Here is a 13,386-nt window from a genome sequence, read left to right on the forward strand (position 1 = left end):
TATGAGCAGTAGGTACTTCACCGAAGAGCACGAATTATTCAGACAAAGTTTAAAAGATTTTTTACAGAAAGAAGTCGTTCCGCATATTGAAAAATGGGAAGAAACAGGACATATTGAACGTTTCATTTGGGAAAAGTTTGGAGAGATGGGCTTTTTTGGATTAGCGTATCCTGAACAGTATGGCGGAATGGATCTTGATTTGTTCTATACTGTTATTTTACTTGAAGAACTTCAAAAAATTAACTCAGCTGGGTTTTCTGCTGCGATTTGGGCACATGCATATTTAGCTATGACACATGTGAATAAAGAAGGAAATCATGCGATTAAGGAAAAATATTTAACGCCAAGTATTACTGGAGAGAAAATAGGATGTTTGTGTATTACCGAACCATTTGGAGGTAGTGATGTGGCAGGCATGCGAACTACTGCAGTAAAACAAGGAGATACTTACGTGATAAATGGGTCTAAAACTTTTATCACAAATGGTGTATATAGTGATTATTTGGTTGTAGCTGCTAAAACAAACCCTGAGCTTGGTAATAAAGGCATTAGTATTTTTATCATGGATAGAGATTCACCTGGAATCTCAGCTACAAAATTAGATAAATTAGGGTGGCGTGCTTCAGATACCGGAGAAATTGCTTTTGATAATGTGACGATTCCGATATCTAATTTAATGGGCGAGGAGAATATGGGATTTCCGTATATCATGCAGCACTTTGCTTTAGAGCGTTTAATTATGGGAATTAACGCTCATGCAAGAGCTGAGTATGCTCTAGATTATGCTAAGCAATACATGAGTGAGCGTCAAGCTTTTGGAAGATCTATAGATAAATTTCAAGCATTGCGTCATTCCTTTGCCGATTGTTATGCTGATATGCTCATGTGTAAAGAATTTAATTATACAGTAGCCGAGCGTTTAGATAAAGGAGAATACGTCGTTAAAGAAGCTACAGTCTCTAAATTGCGTTCTACGAAAATGGCGGATGAAGTGATTTACCAATGTTTACAATTTTTAGGAGGTTATGGTTACATGGAAGAATATCCAATGGCAAGATTATTAAGAGATAGTAGATTAGGACCTATTGGTGGTGGAACCTCGGAGATTCTGAGAGAAATTATCGCCAAAATGGAAATAGATGGTAAAGATTATAAACCGGCAACATAATTCTGCTGGATATATTGAGACATTCATAGGATTTCTATAATAAAAAATAAATGTATCTATGGTAGCGCAAAACTCTAAAGCTGTTTTATTGTACTGTCTTTTATTAGTTTCATTATTTGGCTTTGCACAAATTGAAGTTAAAAATAAAATAGTCGACTTTGGAACACTAATGCCCATCGAAAGTGCTAGTATCTATGTTAAGAATACTACAATAGGAACAGTTAGTAATTCTGATGGTAAGTTTGCGCTTCAAGTATCTCAAGAATTTGCGAAAGACACTTTAATTATTTCTTCAATAGGATATAAGAGTTTTAAAATTCCGGTTGGAGAGTTTGATAATTCTGAAGAGGTGTATCTCGAAGAAGATATAGCATCGCTTGATGAGATCTTACTTATTGCTGAAACGCGTCCAACTACTGGTAATGATATTGTATTGAGGGCTATGGAGAAGTTGTCTAATAACTTGCCAGATTCAGCGTATATTCAAAAAGGTTTCTTGCGTCATAAAGAACGTAATAAAGTTGAATTTAAATGGCTAATAGAAAGCGCTATAACAGTCTATGATTCTGGCTTTGCTTCTAACTCAGATGACTATTTAAAAATCAATGTGGATCAAATGAGAAAGAGCTATGATTTGAGAGATGTTGATAGTATTTTTTCTTATGTGTCGTATAAGAATCAGAATACTAGAAACCGTCGATTAAAACCTAAGGATGTTAGACGAAGTCAGTTGGAAACATCACAATTAATCGATGCTATAAAATGGAATGATAACCGCGTAAATGGCCTTCAAAATATCTTTCATGGAAAACTGAATTTACTTAGAAATTCAAATACTGCTAAATCCTTATTTGGAGAAGATATTTTGGATACACATCAATTTAAATTAGACACGATTTTAGTAGATAATGACAGAAAGATTTATAAAATTAAAATTTCCGATAGTGAAGATTTTATAGGATTAGGAACTAAAGGTATATTCAATGAAGGTTATGTTGCTAATGGATGGTTGTATATTTATTACGATAATTATGCAATTAAAAGAATCGAGTATGAGTTGGTAGCTGCTTCCGACGCGCAAAAAGTGAGAAGTAAAAGATTGTTTGATACCCAAGTTAATCATAAGTTGATTATGAATTATATAGAGTACGAAGATAAAATGTACCCAAACTACATATATTACGAAACTCCTAAACTGGTAAATGTAGGTTTTAAAGCTGATGAGAAAGTTAGTGATGAAGAAAAAGAGCGATATAATAAAGAGGAACGTTATTACTATACCGTTCAGGAAATATTATTTTCTGAAATTATTTTAGATAAAGCGCTTATTAAAACTGAGCTTTCTGACACTTGGGACATGGATATTTTTTCACCTAAGCCTTATGATAAAGCGTTTTGGAATAACTATAATATACTTTTAGAAAGCGAAGAAGATGAAAAGATGATCGAAGATTTAAGTCAGCGAGCTTCCTTATTTAAAGACTAGTATATTTTTTTTAAAATATAGTTTGACATCTTAAATTAGTTCCTATATTTGCAGCCTTAAAAAATCTAAAAGAGAGGAGGTTAAGAACTATGTTAAGAATTCCAGTTAAAGAAGGAGAAAATATAGATAGAGCGTTAAAACGTTACAAGCGCAAGTTTGTAAAAACAACGGTTAAAAGTCAGTTGCAAGAACGTAAGCAATTTACAAAGCCTTCAATAGCACGTAGAGCACAAATCCAAAAAGCGCAATACGTTCAAGGTCTAAGGGACCAAGAAGCAGTATAAGTAAGTCTTTTTTTAATAATAATCCCGCTAAATTTTGGCGGGATTTTTTTTGCCTTTTCTATAAATAAAAATTGTACTTTTAATGTATACTTCCGAAAAATAGTAGATATGGCTTTTAGAGCATTTTCAGATTATTTATTGCTAGAGAAAAACTATTCTCAACTAACACTTAAGGCATATCTTACAGATCTAGAAGCGTTTCAAAGTTTTATAGTTTCAGAATTTAATTCTAAAAATATTGATAAGGTTAGTTACCAACAAATTAGATACTGGATTGTAAGTTTGGTTGAATCTAGAATTTCCAACCGTAGTATTAATAGAAAAGTATCGTCATTAAATACCTATTATAAATTTCTACTTAAAACAAAAACGATAGATGTTAATCCATTAGTAAAGCACAAAGCACTAAAAGTCAGTAAAAAAGTACAAGTGCCATTTTCAGAGGCTGAAATGAAAGCGGTTTTGGAAGACCTTCATGCAGCAAAAGATTTTGAAGGATTAAGAAATCGATTAATCATAGAATTATTTTATGCCACAGGAATTCGACGGATAGAACTAGTTCAGCTTAAAATTACAGATATAGATATTGCTAATAAAACCTTAAAAGTATTAGGGAAGCGAAATAAAGAACGCTATATACCGTTATTAGAATCGGTAGTAAAAACTATTGAAGCTTATAGTATTGAAAGAAATAGATTATCTGTTATCGAAGATAAGTCTTATTTGTTTTTAACAAAAAAAGGGGTTAAAATTTATGAAACTCTTGTATACAGAATTATAAATGATTACTTTAGTAAGGTATCTACAAAGGTAAAGCGGAGTCCTCACATATTAAGACACTCGTTTGCGACTCATTTACTTAATCAAGGTGCAAATCTAAATGCTGTTAAAGAACTTCTTGGGCATTCAAGTTTGGCAGCAACCCAAGTCTATACACACAATAGTATAGCAGAATTAAAAAAAGTGTATTCTAATACACATCCAAGAAGTAAAAAATAATATTGTCTAACCAATAAACGAACGATTATGAAGGTAAACACTCAATCTGTAAATTTCAATGCGGACAAAAAGCTTATCGCTTTTATCCAAAAGCGAATGGATAAACTAGATATGTTTTACGACAAGGTCATCCAATCTGATGTGTATTTAAAAGTTGAAAATACAAGTGACAAAGAAAATAAAATATTTGAAGCAAGGGTAAAAGTCCCAGGGGATAGTTTTATAGTTAAAAAGCAATGCAAAACATTTGAAGAAGGAACAGATATGGCTGTTTCGTCATTAGAAAGACAGTTAAAAAGACGAAAAGAAAAATTAAGAGCACATATGTGAGAAACGTCACTTAAAAATCTTTATAGAACATGTTTTTGGAAAACACTTAATCACAAAAAAAGTATTTAAGAAATAAAATCTCGATTATCGAGTAAAATTTTTCAAAAAATGTTTTGAATAAATAAATAAATCTTTACATTTGCAGTCCGTTAGAAATAGCGGGCTTTTTTTATAGCAAAAAAGTTATAGAAAAGCCGATGTAGCTCAGCTGGCTAGAGCAGCTGATTTGTAATCAGCAGGTCGTGGGTTCGAGTCCCTCCATCGGCTCTAAAAAAGTCTAAAAATCATGTGAGTGATTTTTAGCGAAAGTTCATTAAAATTGGGGAGATACTCAAGCGGCCAACGAGGGCAGACTGTAAATCTGCTGACTATGTCTTCGCAGGTTCGAATCCTGCTCTCCCCACAATTTTTTCAATTCTATAAAGAAAGCTTGATTCTATATAGAGTAATGAAATTTAAAATCCTTTAACTGGTTAAACGGTTATAAAATGCGAGAGTAGCTCAGTTGGTAGAGCGTCAGCCTTCCAAGCTGAATGTCGCCGGTTCGAACCCGGTCTCTCGCTCTAAAATTCCTGCGAAGGCAGGAATCTCATTATTGTAATGAGGAAGTAAACACTTTACGCCGGTGTAGCTCAGGGGTAGAGCGTTTCCTTGGTAAGGAAGAGGTCACGAGTTCAAATCTCGTCATTGGCTCTTTTTCAAATTGAGAATTAAATTGAACACTAATATAAATAAGATTAAATAAATTAAACATGGCAAAGGCAACTTTCGATCGTTCAAAACCGCACCTTAATATTGGTACTATTGGACACGTAGATCACGGTAAAACAACTTTAACTGCTGCTATTACTAAAGTATTAGCTGATGCAGGTTTATCTGAAGCAAGAGATTTCGATACTATCGATAACGCTCCTGAAGAAAAAGAAAGAGGTATTACAATTAATACATCACACGTTGAGTATCAAACTTCTAACCGTCATTACGCTCACGTTGACTGTCCAGGTCACGCCGATTACGTAAAGAACATGGTTACTGGTGCTGCTCAAATGGATGGTGCTATTTTAGTAGTAGCTGCTACTGATGGTCCAATGCCACAAACTCGTGAGCACATCCTTTTAGGACGTCAGGTAGGTATTCCTCGTATCGTTGTATTCATGAATAAAGTGGATATGGTTGATGATGATGAGTTATTAGAATTAGTAGAAATGGAAATCAGAGATTTATTGTCATTCTATGAGTATGATGGTGATAATGGTCCTGTGATTGCTGGTTCTGCCTTAGGAGCACTTAACGGTGAACAAAAATGGGTTGATACAGTAATGGAATTAATGGAAGCTGTTGATAACTGGATTGAAGAGCCAGTACGTGATATGGATAAGCCTTTCTTAATGCCAATTGAAGATGTATTCTCAATTACTGGTCGTGGAACTGTTGCTACAGGACGTATCGAAACTGGTGTTGCAAATACAGGTGATCCAGTTGAGATTATTGGTATGGGTGCTGAAAAATTAACATCTACTATTACTGGTATTGAAATGTTCCGTCAGATTCTTGATAGAGGTGAGGCAGGAGATAACGCTGGTATCTTATTAAGAGGTATTGAGAAAACTCAAATCTCTAGAGGTATGGTAATTACTAAGCCTGGTTCTGTAACACCGCATAAAAACTTCAAAGCTGAGGTTTATATCCTTAAGAAAGAAGAAGGTGGACGTCACACTCCATTCCATAATAACTACCGTCCACAGTTCTACGTACGTACAACTGACGTGACTGGAAACATTGCGCTTCCTGATGGTGTTGAAATGGTAATGCCTGGTGATAACCTTACAATCACTGTTGAATTAATTCAACCAATTGCAATGAACGTTGGTTTACGTTTCGCAATCCGTGAAGGTGGTAGAACTGTAGGTGCAGGTCAGGTTACTGAAATTTTAGACTAAATATTTATTAAATAAATATTAATTAAGGTGTTCCGATTTGTCGGAACGCCTTGATTTATATTTACGGGTTTAGCTCAGTTGGTAGAGCACTGGTCTCCAAAACCAGGTGTCGGGAGTTCGAGTCTCTCAACCCGTGCAAACGAAATAAACGAGGCTTTGTTTTAATGTTAATTAAGTCTCTCAATAAGTTTACACTGAGCGAAGTCGAAGTGTGCAAATACAAAATCAAATGGCAGGAATAGTTAATTATATAAAAGAATCTTTTGACGAGTTAAAAAATCACGTCTCTTGGCCAACTTGGGCTGAGGCACAAAGTTTAACCGTTTTAGTAGCTGTATTTTCAATCATATTCTCATTAGCTATTTGGGGCGTTGATACTGTTTTTAGTAAAGTTATTAAAGCTTATTTTGAATTAATATAACTAATAACTGAATAGAATGTCTGAGACTAATGTAAATAAAAAATGGTACGTTGTTAGAGCTGTAAGTGGTCAGGAAAACAAAATTAAAGCCTATATCGAGAATGAAATTTCGAGATTAGGATTAGAAGATTTTGTAGATCAAGTATTAGTTCCAACAGAAAAAGTTATCCAGATTCGTAATGGAAAGAAAATTAACAAAGAACGTGTTTATTTTCCAGGATATATTATGATTCAGGCAAACTTGAGTGGTGAAATTCCTCACATTATTAAGTCCATTACTAATGTAATTGGGTTTTTAGGAGAAACAAAAGGAGGAGACCCTGTACCATTAAGACAATCTGAAGTTAATAGAATGTTAGGTAAAGTAGACGAATTAGCTGTTGAAGCTGATGCAAATGTTGCGATACCTTATACTATTGGTGAAACAGTAAAAGTAATTGATGGACCATTCAATGGATTTGATGGTACTATAGAAAAGATTAATGAAGAAAAGCGTAAGCTAGAAGTAATGGTTAAGATTTTCGGAAGAAAAACACCATTAGAATTAAGCTATATGCAAGTTGAAAAAGTATAATAATTGTTACATATATAGATAGTGTGTTTTTTTTGCTTCCACAATGAAAGACATGCAAAACTAAAATTTTTAAAATGGCAAAAGAATTAGGTAAAGTAGTTAAATTACAAGTTCGGGGAGGTGCTGCGAATCCGTCGCCACCGGTTGGACCCGCTTTAGGAGCTGCTGGAGTTAATATCATGGAATTTTGTAAGCAATTCAACGCCAGGACTCAGGATAAACCTGGTAAAGTTCTTCCAGTTGTAATTTCAGTTTACAAAGATAAGTCGTTCGACTTTGTTATTAAAACTCCTCCAGCTGCGGTACAATTATTGGAAGCGGCCAAAGTAAAAAAAGGATCTGGAGAACCGAACAGAAAGAAAGTAGCAAAAGTTACTTGGGATCAAGTAAAAGCAATCGCAGAAGATAAGATGCAAGATTTAAATGCATTCGAAATTGGATCTGCAATGAAAATGGTTGCTGGTACTGCAAGATCAATGGGTATTACAGTTAAAGGTGGAGAAGCACCTAACTAAAAACGTTTTGAAATGGCAATGACAAAAAAACAAAAAGAAGCAAGAGCAAAAGTAGAGAAGAATAAATTATATTCTCTTGAAGAAGCTTCAGCATTATTAAAAGAAATTACGTATACAAAATTTGATGCTTCTATTGATTTAGCTGTAAGACTTGGAGTTGATCCTCGTAAAGCTAATCAAATGGTTAGAGGTGTGGTATCTCTTCCTCACGGAACAGGTAAAGACATGAAAGTACTTGCTTTAGTCACTCCTGATAAAGAGGAGGAAGCAAAAGCAGCTGGTGCTGATTACGTAGGATTAGATGAATACCTAGAGAAAATCAAAGGTGGTTGGACTGATGTTGACGTTATCGTCACTATGCCAGCTATTATGGGAAAACTAGGTCCATTAGGTAGAGTGTTAGGTCCAAGAGGTTTGATGCCAAATCCAAAGACAGGAACAGTAACAATGGATGTTGCTAAAGCAGTAGCAGAAGTTAAAGCTGGTAAGATAGATTTTAAAGTAGACAAGACTGGAATTGTACACGCTCCAATTGGGAAAGCATCATTTAGTGCTGATAAAATCAAGGACAATGCAATGGAATTGTTAACCACTTTAAATAAACTGAAACCAACTGCTGCAAAGGGTGTATACATGAAAAGTATTTTCATATCTAGTACAATGAGCCCTAGTATTGCGATTGATGTTAAATTCGCATAAGTAGTTAAATCTTTAATATTATGACAAGAGAAGAAAAATCACAAGTAATTGAAGAGTTAACTGCTCAGTTAGCAGATAATACAAATATCTATTTAGCAGATATTTCTGGATTAAATGCAGGTAACACTTCAGATTTACGTCGTGCTTGTTTTAAAGCTAACGTAACATTAAATGTAGTAAAAAATACATTATTAACTAAAGCTATGGAAGCTTCCGATAAAGATTTTGGAGAACTTCCAACAGTTTTAAAAGGTAATACCTCTGTAATGTATTCTGAAACTGGTAACGCTCCAGCTAAAGTAATTAAGAACTTCCGTAAAAAATCTGAAAAGCCTTTGCTTAAAGGTGCTTTTATTGAAGAGGCAATTTACATTGGCGATGATCAATTAGACATGTTAGTAGATATCAAGTCTAAAGAGGAGTTGATTGGAGAAATCGTAGGATTGTTACAATCACCAGCTAAGAATGTTATTTCAGCACTTAAATCAGGTGGTGGAACAATAGCAGGTATCATCAAAACATTATCCGAAAAAGAAGGATAATCAAATAAGTACGCACTTAAACAAATTATATTTTATTAAAATTATTAAAACGATAGAAAATGGCAGATTTAAAAGATTTCGCAGAACAATTAGTTAATTTAACAGTAAAAGAAGTTAATGAATTAGCTACAATATTAAAAGACGAATATGGTATCGAACCAGCAGCAGCAGCAGTAGCAGTAGCAGCAGGTGGCGGAGCAGGTGGTGGAGACGCTGCTGAAGAAAAATCAGAGTTCGACGTAATCCTTAAAGCAGCAGGTGGTTCTAAATTAGCTGTTGTAAAATTAGTTAAAGAATTAACTGGTTTAGGATTAAAAGAAGCAAAAGGTTTAGTTGACGATGCACCAAGTGCTATTAAAGAAGGCGTTGCTAAAGACGAAGCAGAAGCTCTAAAATCTCAATTAGAAGAAGCAGGAGCAGAGGTTGAGCTTAAGTAAGCTTAACTAACCTACAAATTATGGTTTAGGTCTTCCGAAACACTCGGAATGACCTAAACCCTTTTGTGTATAAAAACATACACAAATAAACTAGTAATTTTTTTAATCAAAAACGCGTTCATCGATGTTAGCAAATACAGCTGAAAGATTAAATTTCTCTTCCATAGTAAACAGAACTGAATATCCAGATTTCTTAGATATTCAAATTAAATCCTTCCAGGATTTTTTCCAGTTAGAGACAAAATCAGAAGAAAGAGGAAATGAAGGGCTATACAACACCTTCATGGAAAACTTTCCAATTACAGATACACGTAATCAATTCGTATTAGAATTCTTAGATTATTTTATAGATCCACCAAGATATTCAATTGAAGAGTGTATTGAAAGGGGATTAACATACAGTGTGCCTTTAAAAGCACGTTTAAAATTGTACTGTACAGATCCAGAACATGAAGACTTTGAGACGATTGTTCAAGATGTATATTTAGGAACAATACCTTACATGACGCCTAGTGGAACGTTTTGTATCAATGGTGCAGAGCGTGTTGTAGTCTCGCAATTACATAGATCTCCTGGTGTATTCTTTAGTCAGTCATTCCATGCCAATGGTACTAAATTATATTCTGCGAGAGTTATTCCTTTCAAAGGGTCTTGGATTGAATTTGCTACCGATATCAACCAAGTGATGTACGCCTATATTGATAGAAAGAAAAAGTTACCTGTAACAACTTTATTTAGAGCTATCGGTTTTGAACGTGATAAAGATATTTTAGAGATTTTTGATCTTGCTGAAGAGGTTAAAGTATCAAAATCTGGACTTAAAAAAGTGATCGATCGTAAACTTGCTGCACGTGTATTAAATACATGGCATGAAGATTTCGTGGATGAAGATACTGGAGAAGTAGTGTCTATCGAACGTAACGAAATTGTTTTAGATCGTGATACTGTTATAGACAAAGAAAATATTGAAGAAATCCTTGAGGCTGGTGTAAAAACTATTTTATTACACAAAGAAACATCTCAACAAGGAGATTACGCAATTATTCATAATACACTACAAAAAGATCCAACAAATTCTGAAAAAGAAGCTGTTGAACATATTTACCGTCAATTACGTAATGCTGAGCCGCCAGATGAGGAAACAGCACGTGGTATTATTGACAAATTATTCTTCTCTGACCAGCGTTACTCTTTAGGTGAAGTAGGTCGTTATAGAATGAATAAAAAGTTACAGTTGGATATCGGAATGGATAAGCAAGTGCTTACTAAAGAAGATATCATAACAATTATAAAATACTTAATAGAATTAATTAACTCTAAAGCAGAAATTGATGATATTGACCACTTATCTAATCGCCGTGTACGTACTGTAGGTGAGCAATTGTCTTCTCAATTTGGTGTTGGTTTAGCACGTATGGCTCGTACTATTCGTGAGCGAATGAACGTTCGTGATAACGAAGTATTTACACCTATTGATTTAATTAATGCAAAGACCTTATCGTCTGTTATTAATTCGTTCTTCGGAACAAATCAGTTGTCTCAGTTTATGGATCAAACCAATCCATTAGCAGAGATTACTCACAAACGTCGTCTATCGGCTTTAGGACCTGGAGGATTATCTAGAGAAAGAGCAGGATTCGAGGTTCGTGATGTTCATTATACACACTACGGAAGATTATGTCCAATTGAAACTCCTGAAGGGCCAAACATTGGATTGATATCTTCTTTATCAGTTTATGCTAAGGTGAATTCTATGGGATTCATTGAAACACCATATAGAAAATCTGATAATGGAGTTGTTGACATCAAGAATGCACCTACATATTTAAGTGCAGAAGAAGAGGAAGACATGCTAATTGCGCAAGCAAATATTCGTGTAGATGACGATGGAAAAATTATTGAAGATAAAATTATTGCACGTCAAGAAGGAGATTTCCCAGTAGTGGAGCCTTCTACTGTAAATTATACTGATGTTGCACCTAATCAAATTGCTTCTATATCAGCATCGTTGATTCCATTCTTAGAGCATGATGATGCCAACCGTGCCTTAATGGGATCTAACATGATGCGTCAAGCAGTACCATTGTTGCGCCCGCAAGCACCAATCGTTGGAACTGGTCTAGAGCGTCAAGTGGCTTCAGATTCTAGAGTATTAATAAATGCTGAAGGAAATGGAACTGTTGAGTACGTTGATGCAAATGAAATAACAATTAAATACGAGCGTTCTGAAGAAGCTGCAATGGTAAGTTTTGATAGTGATACCAAAACATATCCATTAGTGAAATTTAGAAAAACCAACCAAGGTACGTCTATCAACTTAAAACCAATCGTTGAGAAAGGTGATAAAGTAAAGAAAGGGCAAGTGCTTTGTCAAGGTTATGCTACTGAAAATGGAGAGTTAGCTTTAGGTCGTAATATGAAAGTGGCATTTATGCCATGGAAAGGTTACAACTTTGAGGATGCTATCGTGATTTCAGAAAAAGTAGTACGCGACGATATATTTACATCTATTCATATTGATGAATATTCATTAGAAGTTAGAGATACCAAATTAGGTAATGAAGAATTAACTAATGATATTCCAAACGTTTCTGAAGAGGCAACTAAAGACCTTGATGAAAATGGTATGATTAGAATTGGTGCAGAGATTAAACCTGGTGATATCCTTATTGGAAAAATTACACCTAAAGGGGAATCGGATCCTACACCAGAAGAAAAGTTATTACGTGCTATCTTTGGTGATAAAGCAGGTGATGTAAAAGATGCTTCTTTAAAGGCATCTCCATCATTACACGGTGTAGTAATTGAGAAGAAGTTATTCTCAAGAGCTATCAAAGACAAACGCAAGAGAGCTAAGGATAAAGAAGATATTGAAGCATTAGAAAATATCTACTACAAGAAATTTGATGATTTACAAGCCGTTTTAGTTGAAAAATTATTCGCTCTTGTTAATGGTAAAACAGCTCAAGGTATCTATAATGACCTCGGTGAAGAAATCATTCCTAAAGGAAAGAAGTATACACTTAAGATGTTAAATGCTGTAGATGATTATACGCACTTAACTTCAGGAACATGGACAACAGATGATCATTTAAATTCTTTAGTTGCAGATTTGATTCACAACTATAAAATTAAAGAAAATGATCTTCAAGGGTCATTACGTCGTGAGAAGTTCACGATTTCTGTAGGTGATGAATTACCAGCAGGTATTATCAAATTAGCTAAAGTTTATGTTGCTAAAAAGCGTAAGCTTAAAGTTGGTGATAAAATGGCAGGACGTCACGGTAACAAAGGTATTGTTGCTCGTATAGTTCGTCAAGAAGATATGCCATTCTTAGAAGATGGAACGCCTGTTGATATCGTATTAAATCCGTTAGGTGTACCATCACGTATGAATATCGGACAGATTTATGAAACAGTTCTAGGTTGGGCAGGACAAAAATTAGGGCGTACTTATGCTACTCCAATTTTTGATGGTGCAACACTAGATCAAATCAATGCGTTTACAGACGAAGCAGGTGTGCCAAGATTTGGTCATACATATTTATATGATGGTGGAACAGGTGATCGTTTTGATCAACCAGCAACAGTAGGTGTGATCTATATGATTAAACTAGGCCACATGATTGATGATAAGATGCACGCACGTTCTATTGGACCTTATTCCTTAATTACGCAACAACCATTAGGTGGTAAAGCACAATTTGGTGGTCAGCGTTTTGGTGAAATGGAGGTTTGGGCACTTGAAGCTTATGGAGCATCAAGTACATTACGTGAAATCTTAACAGTAAAATCTGATGATGTTATAGGTAGAGCTAAAACTTACGAAGCAATCGTAAAAGGAGAGCCAATGCCAGAACCAGGACTACCTGAGTCTTTCAACGTACTTATGCACGAATTGAAAGGATTAGGATTAGATATTAGATTAGAAGAATAAAAAAATAGTATGCAGTCTATAGTACATTTTATTGTGTGCTATAGATTGAAGACT

13 protein-coding genes and 5 tRNA genes are annotated in these 13,386 nt (G+C 34.7%); all 18 read left to right on the top strand.

The features are described 5' to 3' along the window. Nucleotide 1: 1 nt before the first annotated feature. The 18 genes from ACTU6T_RS10135 to rpoB all read left to right on the top strand — a co-directional run bounded on the left by ACTU6T_RS10135 (nt 2) and on the right by rpoB (nt 13,332). Nucleotides 2-1,168 (top strand): acyl-CoA dehydrogenase family protein, encoded by a 1,167-nt coding sequence (locus ACTU6T_RS10135; RefSeq protein ID WP_460218095.1) that lies wholly within the window; start codon nt 2-4, stop codon nt 1,166-1,168. Nucleotides 1,169-1,226: 58 nt separating this feature from the next. Beyond that, complete coding sequence (locus ACTU6T_RS10140; RefSeq protein ID WP_460218096.1) at nt 1,227-2,654, top strand: carboxypeptidase-like regulatory domain-containing protein; 1,428 nt, start codon at nt 1,227-1,229, stop codon at nt 2,652-2,654. Between the two features lie 89 nt (nt 2,655-2,743). After that, nucleotides 2,744-2,938 (top strand): 30S ribosomal protein S21, encoded by a 195-nt coding sequence (rpsU, locus tag ACTU6T_RS10145; protein ID WP_460218097.1) that lies wholly within the window; start codon nt 2,744-2,746, stop codon nt 2,936-2,938. A 108-nt stretch (nt 2,939-3,046) separates the two neighbouring features. After that, nucleotides 3,047-3,937, top strand: coding sequence for a tyrosine-type recombinase/integrase (locus tag ACTU6T_RS10150; protein ID WP_460218098.1), 891 nt, complete (start codon nt 3,047-3,049; stop codon nt 3,935-3,937). Between the two features lie 27 nt (nt 3,938-3,964). Then, a complete protein-coding gene (gene hpf, locus ACTU6T_RS10155) occupies nt 3,965-4,267 on the top strand; it encodes a ribosome hibernation-promoting factor, HPF/YfiA family (RefSeq protein ID WP_460218099.1) in 303 nt (100 codons plus the stop codon). 193 nt (nt 4,268-4,460) lie between these two features. Further along, a tRNA-Thr gene (locus tag ACTU6T_RS10160) sits at nt 4,461-4,534 on the top strand. Nucleotides 4,535-4,588: 54 nt separating this feature from the next. Next, nucleotides 4,589-4,670, top strand: a tRNA-Tyr gene (locus ACTU6T_RS10165). 87 nt (nt 4,671-4,757) lie between these two features. Next, nucleotides 4,758-4,830, top strand: a tRNA-Gly gene (locus ACTU6T_RS10170). A gap of 58 nt (nt 4,831-4,888) precedes the next feature. Next, a tRNA-Thr gene (locus ACTU6T_RS10175) sits at nt 4,889-4,960 on the top strand. 59 nt (nt 4,961-5,019) lie between these two features. After that, the gene (gene tuf, locus ACTU6T_RS10180; RefSeq protein WP_460218100.1) at nt 5,020-6,207 is read left to right on the top strand and encodes an elongation factor Tu; all 1,188 of its coding nucleotides are present in this window, start codon (nt 5,020-5,022) and stop codon (nt 6,205-6,207) included. Nucleotides 6,208-6,270: 63 nt separating this feature from the next. Further along, nucleotides 6,271-6,343, top strand: a tRNA-Trp gene (locus tag ACTU6T_RS10185). Between the two features lie 93 nt (nt 6,344-6,436). Then, the gene (secE, locus tag ACTU6T_RS10190; protein ID WP_460218101.1) at nt 6,437-6,628 is read left to right on the top strand and encodes a preprotein translocase subunit SecE; all 192 of its coding nucleotides are present in this window, start codon (nt 6,437-6,439) and stop codon (nt 6,626-6,628) included. 16 nt (nt 6,629-6,644) lie between these two features. Further along, nucleotides 6,645-7,202, top strand: a complete 558-nt coding sequence (gene nusG / locus ACTU6T_RS10195) for a transcription termination/antitermination protein NusG (protein WP_460218102.1) — start codon at nt 6,645-6,647, stop codon at nt 7,200-7,202. Nucleotides 7,203-7,276: 74 nt separating this feature from the next. After that, complete coding sequence (gene rplK, locus ACTU6T_RS10200; protein ID WP_040251409.1) at nt 7,277-7,717, top strand: 50S ribosomal protein L11; 441 nt, start codon at nt 7,277-7,279, stop codon at nt 7,715-7,717. 18 nt (nt 7,718-7,735) lie between these two features. Next, nucleotides 7,736-8,416 (top strand): 50S ribosomal protein L1, encoded by a 681-nt coding sequence (gene rplA / locus ACTU6T_RS10205; RefSeq protein ID WP_460218103.1) that lies wholly within the window; start codon nt 7,736-7,738, stop codon nt 8,414-8,416. A gap of 20 nt (nt 8,417-8,436) precedes the next feature. After that, a complete protein-coding gene (rplJ, locus tag ACTU6T_RS10210; protein WP_460218104.1) occupies nt 8,437-8,958 on the top strand; it encodes a 50S ribosomal protein L10 in 522 nt (173 codons plus the stop codon). A gap of 59 nt (nt 8,959-9,017) precedes the next feature. Next, entirely contained in the window at nt 9,018-9,395 is a 378-nt protein-coding gene (gene rplL / locus ACTU6T_RS10215) for a 50S ribosomal protein L7/L12 (protein WP_460218105.1), read from the top strand. 124 nt (nt 9,396-9,519) lie between these two features. Further along, entirely contained in the window at nt 9,520-13,332 is a 3,813-nt protein-coding gene (gene rpoB, locus ACTU6T_RS10220; protein ID WP_460218106.1) for a DNA-directed RNA polymerase subunit beta, read from the top strand. The last annotated feature ends 54 nt before the right edge of the window (nt 13,333-13,386 follow it).

The sequence above is a fragment of the Psychroserpens citreus genome (assembly GCF_055686305.1).

Excerpts from the sequence above, each read along its gene's own strand:
- secE (WP_460218101.1), top strand. The coding sequence starts at position 6,437 with ATGGCAGGAATAGTTAATTATATAAAAGAATCTTTTGACGAGTTAAAA.
- rplJ (WP_460218104.1), top strand. The coding sequence starts at position 8,437 with ATGACAAGAGAAGAAAAATCACAAGTAATTGAAGAGTTAACTGCTCAG.
- rpoB (WP_460218106.1), top strand. The coding sequence starts at position 9,520 with ATGTTAGCAAATACAGCTGAAAGATTAAATTTCTCTTCCATAGTAAAC.
- ACTU6T_RS10135 (WP_460218095.1), top strand. The coding sequence starts at position 2 with ATGAGCAGTAGGTACTTCACCGAAGAGCACGAATTATTCAGACAAAGT.
- hpf (WP_460218099.1), top strand. The coding sequence starts at position 3,965 with ATGAAGGTAAACACTCAATCTGTAAATTTCAATGCGGACAAAAAGCTT.
- nusG (WP_460218102.1), top strand. The coding sequence starts at position 6,645 with ATGTCTGAGACTAATGTAAATAAAAAATGGTACGTTGTTAGAGCTGTA.
- rpsU (WP_460218097.1), top strand. The coding sequence starts at position 2,744 with ATGTTAAGAATTCCAGTTAAAGAAGGAGAAAATATAGATAGAGCGTTA.
- rplL (WP_460218105.1), top strand. The coding sequence starts at position 9,018 with ATGGCAGATTTAAAAGATTTCGCAGAACAATTAGTTAATTTAACAGTA.
- rplA (WP_460218103.1), top strand. The coding sequence starts at position 7,736 with ATGACAAAAAAACAAAAAGAAGCAAGAGCAAAAGTAGAGAAGAATAAA.
- ACTU6T_RS10150 (WP_460218098.1), top strand. The coding sequence starts at position 3,047 with ATGGCTTTTAGAGCATTTTCAGATTATTTATTGCTAGAGAAAAACTAT.
- tuf (WP_460218100.1), top strand. The coding sequence starts at position 5,020 with ATGGCAAAGGCAACTTTCGATCGTTCAAAACCGCACCTTAATATTGGT.
- rplK (WP_040251409.1), top strand. The coding sequence starts at position 7,277 with ATGGCAAAAGAATTAGGTAAAGTAGTTAAATTACAAGTTCGGGGAGGT.
- ACTU6T_RS10140 (WP_460218096.1), top strand. The coding sequence starts at position 1,227 with ATGGTAGCGCAAAACTCTAAAGCTGTTTTATTGTACTGTCTTTTATTA.